At 66.7% G+C, this 17,646-nt stretch carries 15 protein-coding genes; 9 read left to right on the top strand and 6 right to left on the bottom strand.

The window, feature by feature from the left end:
* Positions 1-232: 232 nt before the first annotated feature.
* The 3 genes from NOG11_RS00160 to NOG11_RS00150 are packed head-to-tail and all read right to left on the bottom strand — an operon-like array spanning position 233 to position 4,116.
* Positions 233-829, bottom strand: a complete 597-nt coding sequence (locus NOG11_RS00160) for an MlaC/ttg2D family ABC transporter substrate-binding protein (RefSeq protein ID WP_256617594.1) — start codon at positions 827-829, stop codon at positions 233-235.
* On the bottom strand, positions 826-3,372 hold the full coding sequence (locus NOG11_RS00155; protein ID WP_256617593.1) for an MMPL family transporter: 2,547 nt from the start codon (positions 3,370-3,372) through the stop codon (positions 826-828). Before NOG11_RS00155 ends, NOG11_RS00160 begins: the two co-directional genes overlap by 4 nt.
* Positions 3,373-3,384: 12 nt before the next feature.
* Entirely contained in the window at positions 3,385-4,116 is a 732-nt protein-coding gene (locus NOG11_RS00150; RefSeq protein ID WP_256617592.1) for an MlaA family lipoprotein, read from the bottom strand.
* 230 nt (positions 4,117-4,346) lie between these two features.
* Between NOG11_RS00150 and NOG11_RS00145 the strand changes: the two genes are divergently transcribed.
* The 3 genes from NOG11_RS00145 to NOG11_RS00135 are packed head-to-tail and all read left to right on the top strand — an operon-like array spanning position 4,347 to position 7,317.
* Positions 4,347-5,423 (top strand): sulfotransferase family protein, encoded by a 1,077-nt coding sequence (locus tag NOG11_RS00145; RefSeq protein WP_256617591.1) that lies wholly within the window; start codon positions 4,347-4,349, stop codon positions 5,421-5,423.
* Positions 5,420-6,370, top strand: coding sequence for an SMP-30/gluconolactonase/LRE family protein (locus NOG11_RS00140; RefSeq protein WP_256617590.1), 951 nt, complete (start codon positions 5,420-5,422; stop codon positions 6,368-6,370). Before NOG11_RS00145 ends, NOG11_RS00140 begins: the two co-directional genes overlap by 4 nt.
* A complete protein-coding gene (locus NOG11_RS00135) occupies positions 6,367-7,317 on the top strand; it encodes an NAD-dependent epimerase/dehydratase family protein (RefSeq protein WP_256617589.1) in 951 nt (316 codons plus the stop codon). Before NOG11_RS00140 ends, NOG11_RS00135 begins: the two co-directional genes overlap by 4 nt.
* Here NOG11_RS00135 and NOG11_RS00130 read toward each other — a convergent pair.
* Complete coding sequence (locus NOG11_RS00130; protein WP_256617588.1) at positions 7,299-8,453, bottom strand: glycosyltransferase; 1,155 nt, start codon at positions 8,451-8,453, stop codon at positions 7,299-7,301. The two genes, NOG11_RS00135 and NOG11_RS00130, sit on opposite strands and share 19 nt — an antisense overlap.
* An 89-nt stretch (positions 8,454-8,542) precedes the next feature.
* Between NOG11_RS00130 and hpnC the strand changes: the two genes are divergently transcribed.
* From hpnC to NOG11_RS00100, 6 genes are read left to right on the top strand one after another with little or no spacing between them, the layout of a single operon-like run.
* Positions 8,543-9,406, top strand: a complete 864-nt coding sequence (gene hpnC, locus NOG11_RS00125; protein WP_256617587.1) for a squalene synthase HpnC — start codon at positions 8,543-8,545, stop codon at positions 9,404-9,406.
* Positions 9,403-10,296, top strand: coding sequence for a squalene/phytoene synthase family protein (locus NOG11_RS00120; protein ID WP_256617586.1), 894 nt, complete (start codon positions 9,403-9,405; stop codon positions 10,294-10,296). Before hpnC ends, NOG11_RS00120 begins: the two co-directional genes overlap by 4 nt.
* Positions 10,296-11,558, top strand: coding sequence for a hydroxysqualene dehydroxylase HpnE (hpnE, locus tag NOG11_RS00115; RefSeq protein WP_256617585.1), 1,263 nt, complete (start codon positions 10,296-10,298; stop codon positions 11,556-11,558). Before NOG11_RS00120 ends, hpnE begins: the two co-directional genes overlap by 1 nt.
* A 7-nt stretch (positions 11,559-11,565) precedes the next feature.
* Positions 11,566-13,494 (top strand): squalene--hopene cyclase, encoded by a 1,929-nt coding sequence (gene shc, locus NOG11_RS00110; protein WP_256617584.1) that lies wholly within the window; start codon positions 11,566-11,568, stop codon positions 13,492-13,494.
* Positions 13,494-14,138, top strand: a complete 645-nt coding sequence (locus NOG11_RS00105; RefSeq protein WP_256617583.1) for a phosphorylase family protein — start codon at positions 13,494-13,496, stop codon at positions 14,136-14,138. Before shc ends, NOG11_RS00105 begins: the two co-directional genes overlap by 1 nt.
* 60 nt (positions 14,139-14,198) lie before the next feature.
* Positions 14,199-15,314, top strand: coding sequence for a zinc-binding dehydrogenase (locus NOG11_RS00100; RefSeq protein WP_256617582.1), 1,116 nt, complete (start codon positions 14,199-14,201; stop codon positions 15,312-15,314).
* Between the two features lie 125 nt (positions 15,315-15,439).
* Here the strand turns inward: NOG11_RS00100 and hpnH are convergent, their stop codons facing one another.
* Together hpnH and ispH are read right to left on the bottom strand one after the other, a co-directional pair.
* Positions 15,440-16,612, bottom strand: coding sequence for an adenosyl-hopene transferase HpnH (gene hpnH, locus NOG11_RS00095; protein ID WP_256617581.1), 1,173 nt, complete (start codon positions 16,610-16,612; stop codon positions 15,440-15,442).
* Between the two features lie 47 nt (positions 16,613-16,659).
* Entirely contained in the window at positions 16,660-17,631 is a 972-nt protein-coding gene (ispH, locus tag NOG11_RS00090) for a 4-hydroxy-3-methylbut-2-enyl diphosphate reductase (RefSeq protein ID WP_256617580.1), read from the bottom strand.
* Positions 17,632-17,646 lie beyond the last annotated feature (15 nt).

Here is a 17,646-nt window from a genome sequence, read left to right as displayed (position 1 = left end):
GTCTGCGTTCTCCTCCCCTTCAGGTGAGGCAACCGCACATAGTATTTCTTGTCGTCATCCCGGCCGTAGCGAAGCGAAGAGCCGGGATCCATGGCCCAACTGGATCGACTAGCAATAGCGGACCGGTCCATGGGTCCCGGATAAGCCTTACGGCTTTCCGGGATGACGTAGGTCTACGATCAACCAGTGCTAGGGCTTGTAACCCCTGGAAGGAAGCGGGTGGGCCGTAGCCTCAGTTCACCGCAGCGCTGGCCGCGATCACCTCTTCCATATGGGTGAGAAGGCCCGCCACGCCGCCGTCTCTCACGCGTGAGGAGAAGGCCTGGCGGCGGGTGATGAGGGGCGAGGTGCGCTCGACCAGGACATCGAGAAGCTTGTACTCGCCGTCCTTCTCCCGCACGCGCCAGTCGATGTCGGCGCGGGCGCGGCCTTCCTTGTCGCGCAGCACGGACTGCACGATGTAGTCGCCGGGGCGGCGCTCGAGGCTCTGCTTCACCTCGATCTCGCGGGCGGTGAGCTGGCCGATCTCGTCGGCATAGGCGGCGGCGATGTAGCTCGGGAAGAGCTCGTCATAGCGGCCCCGCTCGGCCTCGCTGGCGCCCTTCGCGGCGTCTCCGGCGAGAAGGAACTTGCCGATATCCTCGGCGGCAAGGTTGGCCTGAAGCTCATCGCGCACCTCCTTCGAGCCCTCGCCATGGGTCTCGGCCTGGGTTCTCAGCTCGGCGACGAGCTCCTTGACGAAGCTCTCGGCGCCGTCGGTCCCTTGGGCGAAGGCGGTACCGACCGCGAAGGCGAGGGATGCGGCGGCTGCTGCAACTGATCTGATCATGCACTTGTCCTTTCGAGGCGTGATCTCTTCCGGTCATATAGGAGCTGCGCCAGCGGCGGTAAGACGAAAAGCATCGTCGCCAGCACCCACAGCATCCCAATCGTGAGAAGCGCTCCCATGGAAGAGGTGCCCCGGTGGGCCGAAACGATGAGGCTGCCGAAGGAGGCGATGGTGGTCAGCGCCGAATAGACCACGGCCCGCCCCGTCGGCCCGCGCACCCCGGCCAGCGGGTCGCCGGTCTTCTCGGCCCTCAGCGCCAGATGGATGCCGCTGTCGATGCCGATGCCGATGATGAGGGGCAGCACCAGCACGTTGGCGAAGTTGTAGGGCAAACCGAACAGCGTGCCCGTCGCCGTGGTCAGCGATCCGGCGAGAAGAAGCGGGATGAGAAGCAGGACCAGAACCTTGATCGAGCGGGTCACGACGAGCACCAAGAGGCTCACCAGCACCGCGGCGGTGAGGCTGGCCTGGACCATCGCGCCCTCGATCACGTCGCCTGCGGAGAGGGCGGTCCTGGCCGAGCCCGCCGCATCGGGGGCGATGGAGAGGACCTGATCGACGAAATCCCGGCGGGCCGCGAGATCGCTGGCGTCTCCCTCGGGCAGGATCTCCAGCCGGTAGGTACCGCTTTCGGTGACGAAACGCTCGGCGAGGGGGTCTGGCAGGTCCTCGCGGGTCACAAAACCGGCGCGGAGCTGGGCGTTCAGCGCCTCGCGCTGGCGCGGCCAGAAGCGGAAGACGCGGGGGGCAGCGCTTTCGAGCTGCTGTAGGCTCCGCTCGCGCAGGACGGTCTCGAAGGTCCGGGCCGCCTCGCTCTCTTCCTCGCGCAGGGCGACGAGAAGGCGGCCGAGGGCAGGCTCGAGGTCCGGGCCGAGGTCGCCGCCGGAGATGAGGGCGAAGGAGAGCCCGACGCTGGCCGCGTCGATCAAGGTCAGCTTGAGGTCCTGGTCCTCAGGCACGAAGCTGAAGAGGTGACGGGTGCTGGACACGGTCTCGGCATCCGAGAAGCCGTCTGCGCGAGCGAGAAGCTCGTCCTCGGACTCCGCCAGCACGCTGAGGCGGTAGGGGGCGGCGTCCTCGTCATCGGCGATCTCATTAAAGGCGATGACCGAGGGGGCGCTGACGGCCCTCAGTGCCATCGGATCGGCGTCGAAGCGGGCATAGGGGAGAAGGAAGAGAGAGACGATGCCCAAGGCCCCGACCACGATTCCGAGCGGCCTGATGACCTTGTTCATCAGCCCCTCGGGCAGCCGGTCCACGGGTTTTACCGTCTCGCCGATCCGCACCATGGCGGGCAGGACGGTCATGGCGATGAGGAAGGCGAGCAGCACGCCGAGCCCGGCGATGACGCCGAGCTGGTTCATGCCGATGAACTCGGTGGGGGCGAAGGAGAAGAAGGCCAGCGCCGTGGTCGGCGCGGTCAGCATCAGCGCCGTGCCGATCTTGCGCGCGGTCCTGTAGCCCGCCGCCCGCTCGCTCGCGCCGAGCCCGCGCTCGTCCTTCCAGTGCATCAGAAGGTGGATGGAGAAGTCCGCCCCCAGGCCCACCATCAGGACCGCGAAGGCCACGGAGATGAGGTTGAGCTGACCGAAGAGGGCGGTGGCCACCCCTGCGGTCAGGATCACCGACAACGCGATGGTGACGAGGCAGGCAGCCACCAGCCGCAAGGATCTGAAAGCGAAGGCGAGGAGCACCGCCACCAGCACGCCCGACAGCGCCAGCGCCCAGCCGATGCCCTGGGAGACCGCTTCGAGCTCCTCGGTGCGCAGGATCGGCTCGCCGGTGATCAGGACCTCCGCCTCGAGCCCGTCCTCCGACCGCACAGCGGCGGCGGCGTCCAGGATCGCGGTCTTCACCCCTTGCGCAGGCTTGAGCTTGGTGAAGTCGAGCACCGGCTCGATGGTGAGGAGCACCTCGGGCTCCGGCTCCTCGCCAACGGAGAGGAGCTTCTCCCAGGAGAGCACCGTGTCTTGCGTGGTGAAGACCTCGGTCAGTCCGGCATAAAGCGCGTCGAGGGTTTCGGGGTCGGCGCTGGCGCCGTCCTGCTCCGCCGCCTCGGCCAGCGCGTCGAAGAGGGTCGCCAGCGTCGGGTCGGGGCCGAGGCGCTCGATCAGCGGTGCCGCGTTGGTGAGGCGGGCGAGGAGGTCTTCGAGCTCCGTGGTCTCGAGGAAGAGAAGCCCGTTCTCCTGGAAGAACGGCTCGGCAGGAGGCGCCAGCAGGCTCTCGACGTTCTCATCGTCCCGCAGGCGCTCTGCCAAGCTCTCGGTGAACGCCTTGGCCTCGTCGGCGGTGCCGGAGCGGATAAGGACCACCACCTGATCGTCGAGGTCGGGAAAGGCGCTTTTCAGCTTGGTGGCCGCCACCCGGAAGGGCGCGCTCGGGTCGATCATGTCCGAGCTGTCGGTGTTGATCGAGAGGCGGGTGGCGACCTGGAACAGCGACAGCGCCGCCAGCGCCGCCCAGAACAGCCCCACGAGGAGGGGCCGCTTGCGGGCGAAAGCCATCAGCCGCCACAGCGCGGCGTCCAGAAAGAGGGTGGGCACCGGGGCTCTTCCTTAGAAGTCCGGCAGGTTCTCATAAGGGTCGCCGTCCTCGTGAAGGGCGGCGGCCTGCTCCTGGAGGAAGAGCGAGCGCAGAAGGATATAGCCGTCCTCTTCGCTGAACACCCGCTCCAGGGTCTCATGGCTCTCGATCCGGCGCTCGGCGGTGCGCTGGCCCACCATGCTCGCCCTGAAGGTCAGGTCGTCGGGCAGGTAGAGCTGGGTGGCGGGCGACAGGCCGAGCCTCGCCAGCGAGCCGAAAATGCCCCGGACCGTGGTGGGACCGACGAAGGGCGCCACCACGTAAGGCCCCTCGGGCACGCCCCAATTGCCCAAGGTCTGGCTGAAATCCTCGGGCCGGTTCTCGAACCCCATCCCGGTGGCCGGGTCGAAGAGACCTGCGACACCCAAGGTCGAGTTGATGGCGAAGCGCACGGTCGAGTGCCCCGCATCCTCGAAGTCGAGCTGCAGAAGCTCGTTGAACACGAAGGTCGGGGTGATGAGGTTCTCGGTGAAGTTCGCCGCCGAGCGCCGCACGGGCTTGGGGAAGACGAGGCGGTAGAGGTCGGCGAAGGGCTCGATATAGAGGTCGTCGACCACGGCGTTGGCCTTCAGGGCGCGGCGGTTGTAGTCCTCGAAGGGGTCGTTCGGCTCGATGATGGCGGGAGCTGCCTCCAGCCGCTGCGGCGTGGTGGTGCAGGCGGTCGCCGCCAGAAGAGCGAAAAGGACGAGCATCAGACGCGCCATCGAGAACTCCATGCTTGAGCCGTACAGAGGCTCGCCGTGACCGCCATAACCCATTTGGCGGAACGAGGTTCCATAGGGCCAGATACGAGCCCTCTGGAACCCCGGCCTCTGCCAAAGAGCTGTCAAGAACCCGCGAAGAACTCTTCGCGCATTGTGCCCAGTCTGTTCAGCTTGGCCGCCAGCCCTCTCCGCCGTAAGGCGCGGGGCCTGTCAGTCCGGAACTTCTCCTCATGCCCCATCCCTTAAGCGGCGCGAGCCTTCCCCTGCTCAGACGGATGTTGCGGGAGGCGGGGGATGTGCCCCTCGCCAAGAAGGCGCCGCTCCTCGGGGCGGCGGCGGGGCGCGCGCCTTTCAGCGCCCTGGAGAAGGGCATGGAAGGCAGGCTCCGTTCCGCTTCCGAGATGAAGCCCCCGGTCTTCCTCCTCGGCCACTGGCGCTCGGGCACCACCCATCTCTACAACATCATGAGCCTGGGCGAATTCGGCTACGTACCGCCGGTGGCGACGGGGATGCCGGGCGAGATGCTGACCCTAGGTAAGTGGCTGAAGCCCTTCCTGGATAAGCAGCTTCCGGACAGCCGCTATATCGACAACATCCCCGTCACGCCGACGAGCCCGCAGGAGGACGAGATCGCCCTCGCCAACCTCTCGCCGCTCAGCTTCTACCACGGCATCTACTTCCCCTCGCGCTTTGACGAGTGGGTGGATCGCGGGCTCTTCTTCGAGGGCGCCAGCGAGGAGGACATCGCCGGTTGGGAGGAGGCCTTCGTCCTCTTCATGCGCAAGCTGGACCGCCTCTTCGAAGGCAAGCAGCTCCTCATCAAGAACCCGGTCTACACGGCGCGGCCCGCGCAGCTCCTCAAGCTCTTTCCAGGCGCAAAGCTCGTGCACCTTCACCGCAACCCCGTGGATGTCTTCCTGTCGATGAAGAACTTCTACGAGAAGCTGCTGCCGGTGATGGCGCTCCAGCCCTACGATCACGTGGACATCGAGGGGACGGTGCTGCGCGTCTATGACGAGATGATGCGGCGTCTGACCGAGGAGACGAAGGAGCTAAAGGCGCCGCAGTTCACCGAGATCGCCTATGCGGACCTCAACGCCAACCCCATCGGCACGGTGCTCCGCCTCTATGACGAACTCGAGCTAGGCGGTTTCGAGGAAGCGAGGCCACGCTTCGAGGCCTATCTCGGCTCCATCGAGGGCTATCAGAAGAACCGCTTCGAGAAGCCCAAGACCGTCGGCACCAAGGTCGCCGAGGCCTGGGCGCCCTGGTTCGAGCGCTGGGGCTATGAGAAGCCTGCCGGATGATGTTTCCCAGTCTGCTCCTAACCGCGGCCCTTCTTCTGAGCGAAGCGCGCTTTCCGCTGGAGAGCTGCCGCACCGTCGAGCTGCGTGACGAGGAGAGCGGCGCCCTTGTGGCGGGAATGGAGGACGTCACCCTGATCGCCGACGGCAGGGGGCTGCTCGTCTCCGCCTATGACCGGCTGCAGGACCAGACAGGCGGGGTCTACCGCGTCGACAAGCCCTGGCCGCGCGCTGAGCGGTGGAGCGCGAGAAACCTTACGCCAGGCAGCAAACCCCACGGCATCGCGGCGAGACCGGGCGGCGGCTTCACGGTGATCGACCGCTCGGCCCCCGGCGGCACGGCGCTGCTGACGGTGCTGCCGGACGGCACCAAGCGGTTTGAGGATGTGGGCGAGGGAGAAGCTTTTCCCCTTTGTGCGGCGAACGACCTGGCCTTCGATGGGAAGGGCGGAGGCTTCGTCACCATCGACCGGGGTGGCTGCGGCGGCTTCTGGCAGCGCCTCTTCGGCGGCAAGGCTGCTTCGGTGAGGCAGCTCGCACCGGGTCTGCCGGTGACGGCGGACAAGTTGAGCCTCGCCAATGGGATCGCCCCCCAGGACGGCGCGGTATGGGTCGCCGACATGCGCGCGAAGCACCTCGTACCCTTGGGCGGCGGCGAACCTGTGGAGCTGCCTGGCGCGCCGGACAACCTCAACGCCTCCGAAGAGGGCATCGTCGCAGCGCTCCAACCGAGCCTCTGGCGCTTCGGGCTCTACCGCTACGGCCACCGCGAGCGGGCGCCGAGCCTGATCATGCTCGTCGAACCTCGAAAGGGACGCCGCGAAGTTCTATTCGAGGACGAAACGGGCGAGCTCTTTCCAGGCGCCACGGCGGCGGTGCTCGACGGCTCGGTGCTGTTCGCAGGCTCGGTGGCCGGTGACCGGCTGCTCACCTGCGACTTGAGCGAATGAGGGTGCTGGTCACCGGCGGGGCCGGGTTTCTGGGCCAGCATGTGTGCCGTCTGCTTGGGGAGGGGGGCCACGAGGCGGTGAGCCTCGACCTCAAGCCTTCCCTGGCAGCATCCCTCTCCATCGAAGGCTCGGTGCTGGACGAGGCCAGCTTCGAAGCCGCAGGCAAGGTGGATGCCGTCATTCACGCAGCGGCGCTGACCCATCTTTGGCGGCGGGACGTTCGCGACTTCAGGCGGGTCAATCTGGGCGGCACGGTCCAGGCGGCTCGCCATGCCGCCCGGCACGATGCGCGCTTCGTCTATGTCAGCTCCTACACGGTCCATGGCGGCAAGGGCCTGCCGCCCGTCGTCGCCGAGGATGATCTGCCCAGACCCGGCACGCTGTTCGGCCCCTACGCCCAGTCGAAACGCGCTGCCGAGACGGCTCTACGCGAGCTCCTTCCCAAGGCGGTCGTGGTGCGTCCCTCGGCCCTTATCGGACCGGGCGGCGGGGCGGAGACGCCGCCCATGCGGATGCTCGGCGCCATCGCGCGCGGCGAGCTGCCGGGCACGATGAAGGGCCGGATCGACGTGGCCGATGTCCGCGACGTGGCCGCCGGGGTGGTCTCGGCGCTGCTGAAGGGCGGCGAGGCCAGGGACTATCTTCTCACCGGTCACGACCTCACCTTGGCCGCCTTCTCGCAGAAGGTGGCAAAGGCGGCAGGGCAGAAGCCTCCGAAAATCCTGGCGCCACCCGCCGCGGCGCTCATGGCCGCCCATGTGGAGGAGCTGATCGGCAAGCTGACCGGCAGGGAGCCCCAGGCCGTGACCGCCGGGGTGAGGATGGCCGCACTCTCTTCCTGCTTCTCTCCGGCGCGGGCGGAGGCGGAGCTCGGCTACCGGCGCAGGCCGCTCGGGGAGAGCATCACCGACGCCCTCGCCTCTCTTGGTCACTCAGCCGAGGCGTAGCTCCTGCCCTTCCACTGCCCGCCGCGACCCTGCCAAGTCCGCCACGCCGACAGCCAAGTGAACCAGCCATAGAGGAGCGCTGCTAGCGGCAGGGCCAGCGCCTGGCGCCTCTTCATGCCGTAGCGCTTGAGGGTGGGGATATAGGTGACGACCATCACCCCCCAGGCAAGAAGGCCCAGGAGCGCCACCGAGCCGTTGCCGTGGAACGGCAGCCCCAGAAAGGCCAGCGGCGGCACGAGGTAGAGAAGCGCCAAGCCGACCAGCGTTCCCAAGAGAAGCACCGGGTTGTAACGAAGCTGGGTATAGGCCGAGCGGGCCACCATCTTCTCCATGACCTCATAGCTGTCATTAGGCCTCAGGCTCACCGCTTCGGCGAAGTCCGAGGAGAGGTAGAGGCCGATCCTGGCGCCCGCCTTCTTCACCTTCTCGGCCAGGGTGCAGTCGTCGATCAGGGCATCGCGCATGGCGGCGAGCCCGCCGATCTCCCGCAGGGCCTCGGGCCTGATGAGCACCACGCCGCCCGCCGCCGCGGCGACCCGGCCCCCGGCCTGGTTGACCAGCGGAAAGGGGTAGAGCTTCTGGAAGAAATAGATGAAGGCGGGCACCAGCAGCCGCCCCCAGAAACCGCTCGCATCCAATCGTGCCATGACCGAAACGAGCGAGAGATCGCAGCGCTCTCCGGCGGCCACGAGCTTGGTCAGAAGCGAAGGTGCCGCCTTGATGTCGGCATCGGTGAAGAGGTACCAGCCCGCCTCCGGCATGGCCTCGGTAGCGGCCTTTACGCCATGGTCGAGGGCGTGGAGCTTGCCCGACCACCCCTCCTTCAGCGGCGGGACGGAGAGGACCTCCACCTGCTGCGGACCCTCCGTGCCTCTCGCCAGCTCCCCGGTGCCGTCGCTGGAGCCGTCATCGCAGACGAAGAGCCTGAGCTCCCCCGGATAGTCGGACTTTTGGTGCGCTCCGACCACCTTTGCGATGGTCTCTGCCTCGTCGCGGGCAGGGATGATGACGGCCACCGGGGGGAAGCTTTCGGGGGGCTGGGCGGCAGGCAGCACTTGGTCTGCACGCCAGAACCCGCCGCGGAACACCAGAAGGTACAGCCAGGCCAGAAGAGCGAGTAACGAAACTGCCAGCACGAACGAACCCCTTGGTGGACCCACAGGCCTATCGGCCTTATGACGATTACTGCCAGAGCATGTGGTGCGTGCCGCGAAAGAGGGGAAGGGTGGAGGTCACCTATCAGGACAGCGAGGTGGATGCCGATAGCGGCAAGGGCGCGGGGGACGAGAACTTCCCCGTAGGCTCGTTCCTGATCGCCGCTCCCCTGCGCCCGGCGGTGAAAGCCTATTACGACTTCGCCCGCGCAGCCGACGATATCGGCGACGACCCCGAGCTCTCCGCCGAAGAGAAGCTGCGCCGCCTGGAAGCCTACCGCCAGGTGCTGCACGGCGAGGCGGAGGGGCTGAGCCGCCCCCGAAGGCTGCGCGAGGCGCTGCTGAAAGCGGGCATTCCTCTCGAGCGCGGCAGCGACCTCCTTCTGGCCTTCAAGCAGGACGCGGAGAAGCCGCGCTATGAGAACCTCGACCAGCTCCTCGGCTACTGCCGCAACTCGGCCAACCCCGTGGGCCAGTTTCTCCTCGACCTCCACGGCGAGGACCGGCGGCTGTTTCCTGCCTCCGATGCACTGTGTACCTCGCTTCAGATCCTCAACCATTTGCAGGACATGAAGGATGACCTTCGCGAGATAGACCGCTGCTACCTGCCCCAGGACTGGATGGCGGATGAGGGGGCGGCAACCGATGACCTGCTGGCCGAACGAAGCAGCCACGGCCTCACCAATGTCCGCATGCGGCTTCTCCATGTCTGCCGCGACCTCAACGAGACCGCCGAGCGCCTGGTCCGTGAGCTGAAGAGCCGCCGCCTGGCGAGCGAGAGCGCGGTGACCCTACGCCTCGCCAAGCGTCTGACCGAGCGGCTGACGCGGCAGGACCCGCTGGCCGAACGCGTGGCGCTCAGCAAGGCGGACATGCTCGCGGCCGGCGCGATGGGCCTCGCCGAAGGCGCCCTCGGGCAGAGGCGCGCAGCATGATCCCCGACGAGCTCCTCCCACGCCCCTTCGAAGGTGACGCCAAGGAAGAGGTGCGCGCCATCACCAAAAGCTCCGGCACGAGCTTCGCGGCGGGCATGGGCATCTTGCGCCGTGATAGGCGCGAGGCGATGCACGCCGTCTACGCCTTCTGCCGGGTGGTGGACGACATCGCCGACGGCGACGCCGATCCTGGCGAGAAGCGCGCAGCGCTGGAGGTCTGGCGGGAGGAGGTCGAGCTTCTCTATCGAGGGCGTCCGGTCTCCGCCGTAGGGCAAGCGCTGCTGCCGACGGTCGCGGCCTATGATCTGCCCAAGGAAGAGTTTCTGCTGCTGATCGACGGCATGCAGACCGATGCCGACGGCCCGGTGGTCGCGCCTACCAGGACCGAACTCGCCCGCTACACCCGCCAGGTGGCGGGTACGGTGGGTATGCTGTCGATCCGCATCTTCGGCGCGTGGAAGGGCGAGGTCTCCGACCGCTTCGCCCTCTGCCTCGGCGACGCGTTGCAGCTCACCAACATCATCCGCGATGTAGAGGAGGATGCCGGGATCGGTCGCCTCTATCTGCCCGCGGAGCTTCTTGAGGCTGAAGGCGTTCCGCATCGGCCGAACGCTGCGTCCTCGAGCCCCAAGCTGCCCGCGATCAGAAAGACCCTCGGTGCCGAGGCCGAGGCCCTCTACGACGAGGCGCGTCTTCTGGCGCGGGAGCACGACCGTGCCAGCTTGCGCCCCGCACTGATGATGATGGGCGCTTATGAAGGCTATCTCCTGCGCATGGAGCGGGGCGGCTGGAGGCTCAACCCCGGCACGCCGCTCCTATCGAGCCGAGAGAAACTCCTGCGCGGCCTGCGCTACGCCTTCTTCGGACCGGGTGCGCCCCAGGCCGCATGATGGAGAAGGGCCGTACCCATATCGTCGGCGCCGGTCTCGCCGGTCTGTCCGCAGCGCTCACCAGTGTGGAGGGCGGACGCGCCGTCACCCTCTATGAGGGCGCGCAGCACGCAGGTGGCCGCTGCCGCAGCTATTTCGACAGCCGCCTCGGCTGCACCATCGACAACGGCAACCATCTGGTGCTCAGCGGCAACCGCTCCGTCGCCCGCTATCTGAAAAGGGCGGGTGCGGAGGATGCGTTGGAGAAGGCGCCCGAGGCCCGCTTCCCGTTCTACGACGTGGAGAGCGGCGAGCGCTGGGAGGTCGTCATGAATGACGGCCCCGTGCCCACCTGGATCTTCGACAGGAACAAGCGCCCCAAGGGGGTGAGCCTGGCAGAGATGCTCCGTGCAGGACGGCTTCTTCTGGCCGGTGACCGGCACACCGTGGCCGAGCTTTGCGGCGAGGAGGGCCTGGCCACCGAGCGGTTCCTGGAGCCCATGGCGGTGGCGGTGGTGAACCTTCCGCCAAGGCTCGCCAGCGCGAAGCTCCTCAGGGCCACGGCGCTCGAAGCCTGGCGCGACGGGCGGCTGGCGAGGCCCATGTTCGCCCCCCAAGGCCTGGGCGCGGCCCTCATCGAGCCCGCATTGGCCGCCTTGAAAGAGAAAGGCGGCGATATTCAGTACGGGCGGCTTCTCAGCCGGTTGGAGCAGGAAGACGGCAGGGTCACCGCCCTCCATTTCGTCCGCGGCGACGCCATTAAGGTGGGTAGGGAGGACCGCGTGGTTCTGGCCTTACCGCCCCACCGCTTGGCCGATATCCTGCCTGACGCCCAGGCACCGTCCGAGTCGGCATCCATCCTCAACGCCCATTTCCGCCTCGCCGATCCGTCCGCCTTGGCTGGCAAGCCGAAGCTCTTGGGTCTGACAAGATCGCTGACCCAGTGGATCTTCCTCAAGGGCGACATCGTCAGCCTCACCGTCAGCGCTGCGGAATATATCGAAGGCTCGACCGAGAAAGAAAAGGCACTCCTCACCAGGCTGTGGCGTGAAAGCGTCGCGGCCCTCGGTCTGCCGGAGAATACGTCCTACGAGGCCGCCCGTCTCGTGCGCGAGAAGCGCGCCACCTTCCTTCAGACGCCGGACAATGCCGCCCGTCGCCCTTCCCAGCGGACGAAGCTATCCAACCTCTTCCTGGCCGGCGACTTCGTCGATACCGGCCTCCCCGCTACCATCGAAGGCGCCGTGCGCTCTGGCGAGCGCGCCGCCCAACTTGCCGCGTGAGTACCCCATGATCCCTTCCGCCGCCCACCAAGCCCAGGCCCGCCGTGAGCTGATCGCCGAGCAGACCACTCGCCTGTTCGACTTCCAGCAGGATGATGGCCACATCGTCTTCGAGCTCGAAGCCGACGCCACCATCCCCTCCGAATACGTCCTTCTTCTGCGCTTCCTGGGTGAGAAGAACCCGGAGGAAGAAGAGGGCATCAAGCGCTACCTCCTGAACGATCAGAAGGAGGACGGCTCCTGGCCTCTCTTCCGCGGCGGCGCGGGCGATCTCTCCGCCACGGTGAAGGCCTATTGGGCGCTGAAGATTTGCGGTGTCGATCCGGAGACGCCGGAGATGATCCGTGCCCGTGACTGGGTGCTGGCGAGGGGCGGGGCCGCACGGGCCAACGTCTTCACCCGCTACGCGCTGGCGCTTTTTGGCCATATCCCCTGGCGCGGCACCCCCGCCATCCCGGTGGAGGTAATGAGCCTGCCCAAATGGTTTCCCTTCCACATCTCCAAGATCGCCTACTGGTCGCGCACGGTGATGATCCCGCTACTCGTTCTCTACGCGAAGAAGGCGCGTGCGGAGGACTGCTCCACGCAGCTTACGGAGCTTTTCGTCACGCCGCCGGAGCAGGAGACGAAGTGGCAGGTGAACCCCAGCGGCACCAAGGTCGGCTCGCTCTTTCTGGCGCTCGACAAGGTGCTGCATGCGGTGGAGCCCCGCGTGCCCGAAAAGCTTCGGGAGGCGCCCCTGCGGGAGGCGGAGCGGTTCGTCCTCGAGCACCTCAACGGCGAGGACGGCCTGGGTGCCATCTACCCGGCCATGGCCAACGCCGTCATGATGCTGAAGGTTCTCGGCTATAGTCCTGACAGCGAGGCGATGAAGACCGCCCGCCGCTCGATCGACCTCCTCAAGGTCTGGCGCGGCGACCAGCTCTATCTTCAGCCCTGCGTCTCGCCGGTCTGGGACACCGGTCTCTCCGCCCACGCCCTCCTCGAGGCAGGCGAGACCCAGGACCCACGCCTGGAGAAGATGCTAGACTGGCTGGCAGACAAGCAGATCCTGGAGCACCGAGGCGACTGGATCTCCCGCCGCCCCCATGTGCGCCCCGGCGGCTGGGCGTTCCAGTACGAGAACCCCGACTACCCCGATGTGGACGACACTGCCGTCGTCGCCATGGCTATGCACCGGCAGGGTGATCCGAAGTACAAAGAGAATATCGACCGCGCCTGTGAATGGATCGCCGGGATGCAGTCCTCCTCTGGGGGCTGGGGGGCCTTCGAGCCGGAGAACGAGCACTTCTACCTCAACTCCATCCCCTTCGCCGACCACGGCGCGCTGCTCGATCCGCCCACGGTGGATGTGACCGCCCGCTGCGTCGGATGTCTGTCCCAGGTGGACAAGGACCTCTACGCCAAAGAGATCGCCCTGGGTGTTGAGTATCTGAAGCGCCACCAGGAAGAGGACGGCTCCTGGTTCGGCCGCTGGGGGTCGAACTACATCTACGGCACTTGGTCCGTGCTCGTCTGCCTGGAGAGCGCCGATGTGGACCTCTCCGAACCCTGGGTGCGGAAGGCCGCCTCCTGGCTCAAGGGGCAGCAGCGCGCGGATGGCGGCTTCGGCGAGGGGCTGGAGAGCTACGAAGCGGCAGGCCGCGGCGGCGAGCAGCCCTCCACCGCCTCCCAGACCGCCTGGGCGATGATGGGCCTGATGGCCGCCGGCGAGATCGCCTCCGACGAGGTCGCCAAGGCCGCCGAATGGCTGCGCAACGCTCCGCGTGAGGAAGAGACCCCCCGCTGGGAAGAGGACCTCTACACCGGCACCGGCTTCCCCAAGGTTTTCTACCTTAAATATCACGGCTACGCCGCTTTCTTCCCCCTCTGGGCCACGGCGCGCTACGACCGCATGGCGAGCGCCAACCACCCGGCCCAGGGCTGGGGCATGTAGTGCGCCTGGGGATCGTCTGCGGTCTGAGATCCGAAGCTGCTGCGCTGGGAAAGGTAGGCCAAGGCGCCGCTATCTCGGGGGCAGACACGGCCCGTGCTTACGAGGGAACGAGGCGCCTGATCGCGGAGGGGGCGGAAGCCGTCGTCTCGGTCGGCCTGGCCGGGGCTCTCACGAGGGGGTTGCAGGCCGGTGCGCTCTTCCTTCCTGCTCGCGTGGTCACCGAAACAGGGGAAGCCTTCGAGGCTGCCTCCCTTCCCGGCCAGGAGGGCACGCTTCTAGGCTCGGACGAGCTGGTCGTCAGTGCAGCTCACAAAAGGCGCTTGCAAGAGGCCTCGGGCGCCGATGCGGTGGACATGGAGAGCCACGCCGCCGCCCGCGCGGCTTCAGAGGCAGGACTGCCGTTCTACGTGATCAGGGCGATCTCCGATGATGCGGGCCAGTCGCTGCCCGCCGCTGCCCGCGGCGCGGTGACGCCGGACGGCGACGTCGATACCTGGCGCACGGTGCTGAGACTGCTGCGCCGCCCCCAGGACCTGCCTGCCATGCTGCGCCTCGGGCAGCAGGCTTCCCTCGGCCATGAGACGTTGCGTTCGGCGGGGCGTGACATCGTTCTCTCGCTGACGGGAGAAACCGGACCGCAGTAGCGACCTAGCCACCGCCCTTCTCGCGGCGTAGCTCCTTCCCAACCAACGGAAGGAAACCCCATGACCGACACGCCAGCCCGTATGCGCCGCCTCGTCTCCGAAGCGACCAAGGACGGGGCGCTCGAACTCCGTATCGAAGAGGTGGACACGCCCCGCCCCGGCCCCGGCGAGCTCCTCATCAAGCTCGAGGCCGCTCCGGTGAACCCCTCCGACCTGGCCCTCCTGGTCGGCCCCGCCGTGCCGGAGGAGGGCGCACGCGAAGGCGACACGCTCAGCATGCCCGTGCCCGAACAGGCGCAGGCCTTTCTCAGCACACGGCTTGGCCAGAAGCTCGGCGCCGGCAATGAGGGCGCGGGCACGGTGGTCGCGGCCAGCGAGGGCGCGCCCGAAGGCATGATTGGCAAGCGCGTCGCCGCTGCAGGCGGAGATATGTATGCGGAGTACCGCTCTGTTCCCATGCAGCTCGTCATGCCGCTGCCCGAAAGCGCAAGCGCACGCGACGGCGCGTCGAGCTTCGTCAACCCGATGACGGCGCTCTCCATGACCGAGGTGATGAAGCGTGACGGCTCGCCTGCCCTCGTACACACGGCGGCCGCCTCGAACCTGGGCCAGATGCTGCAGCGGATCGCCAAGAAGGACGGCTTCCCCCTCATCAACATCGTCCGCTCGCCGAAGCAGCAGGCGATCCTGAAAGATCTTGGTGCGGACTATGCGCTGAACCTGAAGGAAGAGAGCTTCATGAAGGAGCTGGTGGCGGCCTGCGATGCCACCGGCGCGACGGTCGGCTTCGATGCCGTGGGCGGCGGCGACCTTGCGGGCAAGATCATCACCGCCATGGAGATCAGCCAGCAGAAGAAGATGACCGAGTACAGCCGCTACGGCTCCTCCGTCCACAAACAGGTCTATGTTTATGGTCGCCTCGACCTGTCGGAAGTCCGTGTGCCGCCCTCGGTCGGCATGGCCTGGGGCGTAGGTGGGTTCCTGCTGACGAACTTCCTCGCCTCGATCAGCCAGGAGCAACGCATGGCCATGGCGATGCGGGTCGCCTCCGAGCTGACCACGACCTTCGCCAGCCACTATACCGGCGAGCTGACCATGGACGAGCTTCTGGAGCCGGAGGCGATGGCGAAGTGCAACGCCAAGGCGACAGGTACGAAGTACCTGCTGACGTTCTGAGAGGGGGAAATATCTCTCCCTTGGGAGAGATCGACATCTTCGATGTCGAGAGAGGGGGGTGCGGTCGCAAACCCCTCTCCCCAAATCAGTAGATTTGGACCTCTCCCGAGGGAGAGGTTCACCCGCTACTTCACGTTGTCGATCAGGTTCACCCGCTCCTTGGGAGCCGCCTCCTTGGCGCGCTTCTCCGCGGCGAGCTCGTCCATCTTCGCGGCGACGATCTCCTCGTGCACGTCGATGGCCGGGCGGGCGGCGCGCAGGTCGATCTCGGGCGCCATCGGTCCTTCGGTCTTGATGCCGTTCACCATCAAGGGAAGAAGCTTCCACGGCTTGGAGAAGGACATGTCGGCCGCCGTCGGCTCGTAGCCGCAATGGGCCATGCAGTCGGCGCACTTCTCATAGGCGCCTGTCCCGTAGCTGTCCCAGTCCGTCTCTTCCATCAGCTCGCTGAAGGTATCGACATGGCCCTCGCCGAGAAGGTAGCAAGGCTTCTGCCATCCGAACACATTGTAGGTCGGCATGCCCCAGGGGGTGCAGCGCATCTCCTGATTGCCCGCGAGGAAGTCTAGGTAAAGGTCGGAGTGGCTGAGCGTCCATTTGGAGCCGCGCTCATCGCGGATCTTGAACAGCTCACGGAAGTAGTTCTTCGTCTTCTGACGGTTGAGGAAGTTCTCCGTGTCCGGCGCACGCTCATAGGCGAAGCCGGGCGACATGGTGACGTTGACGCCCATCTTAGCGCATTCGTCGAGATAGTCGGCGAGTTCCTCCACCGGGTAGCCGTCGAAGATGGTGGCGTTGGTGTTGACCTGGAAGCCTTTATCCTGGGCCGTCTTGATGGCTTTGACGGCCTTCTCGAAGACGCCCTCCTGGCACACGGCGTCGTCGTGATGCTCTTTCAGGCCGTCGAGGTGGACGGAGAAGAAGAGGTAGGGGGAGGGCTCGAACAGGTCGAGTTTCTTCTCGAGAAGAAGCGCGTTGGTGCAGAGGCTGACGAACTTCTTGCGCTCGACCAGCCCCGCGACGATCTCGCCGATCTCCTTGTGGATCAGGGGCTCGCCGCCGGGGATCGCCACCATGGGCGCGCCGCATTCATCCACCGCCTTGAAGCACTGCTCAGGCGAGAGGCGCTGGTTGAGAATGGGGGCGGGGTAGTCGATCTTGCCGCAGCCAGCGCAGGCGAGGTTGCAGCGGAACAGCGGCTCCAGCATCAGGACCAGGGGGTAGCGCTTGCGCCCGAGCATTTTCTGCTTGGCGATATAGGCAGCGACGGTGGCGGCCTGGCGGACGGGAACGGACATCGGCTACTCCTTGGCGGCACCTTGTTGCAGGCGGTACCGGGAAAATCTTAAACAGTGGGTTGGGGGTTCTTGTTCGCAGATGCAAGACCCGGCGGAAGCTTGAACTGGGTGGTTTCGGTCACGGTGACCCGCGTCCGCTCGGTCAGGGAGAACCACTCACCCAGGCGGGCCGTCACCTCTCTCACGGAGATCGCAGGCGCGGAGGCGCCCGCGGTCAGGCCCACATGCTCTACCCCCTCGAACCAGGCGGGGTCGAGATCCTCCGCCCCGTCGATGAGGTAGGAGGGAATGCCCTTCGCCTCGCCCATCTCCCTAAGGCGGGCGGAGTTGGAGCTGTTCTGCGCGCCGACGACGAGGAGAAGATCGACGTCGGAGAGAAGCTCGCTCACCGCGTTCTGCCGGTTCTGGGAGGCGTAGCAGATATCCTTGGTGCTCGGCCCGATGATATGGGGAAAGCGGCGCTTCAGCACCTCGATCGTGCCTTGGGTATCGGTCAGGCTGAGCGTGGTCTGGGTGACGTAGGCCAGGCGTTCCGGGCGTTCGGGGCTCAGCGCCTCGGCCTCCTCCTCGTCGGCGACCACATAGACCTGGCCTGCGATCCGGCCGAGGGTGCCGGTGATCTCAGGGTGGCCGCGATGGCCGATCAGCACCACGTCGTAGCCTTGATCGGCGTAGCGCTGGCCCTCGCGGTGGACCTTCGAGACCAGGGGGCAGGTGGCGTCGATGGGCTGTAGCTCGCGCAGGGTAGCTTCATCCTCGACCCGGCGGGCGACACCGTGGGCGGAGAAGATCACGACTGCGCCCTTGGGCACCTCGGAGACCTCCTCGACGAAGCGGGCGCCCTTGGCGCGAAGCTCGTCGCAGACCCTTTTGTTGTGGACGATCTCGTGGCGGACATAGACCGGCGGGCCGTAGCGCTCCAGCGCCAGCTCGACGATCTCCACGGCCCTCTCGACCCCGGCGCAGAAGCCGCGGGGGCTGGCGTGGTGAATGGTCAATGCGCGTTTCGTTTCCTGCAAGGCTCCCTCCGCCCC

Source organism: Parvularcula maris, assembly GCF_024505085.1.
Lineage (GTDB): Bacteria > Pseudomonadota > Alphaproteobacteria > Caulobacterales > Parvularculaceae > Parvularcula > Parvularcula maris.
Note: the sequence above shows the minus strand (reverse complement) of the source record. Positions and strands in the feature narration are given on the sequence as shown.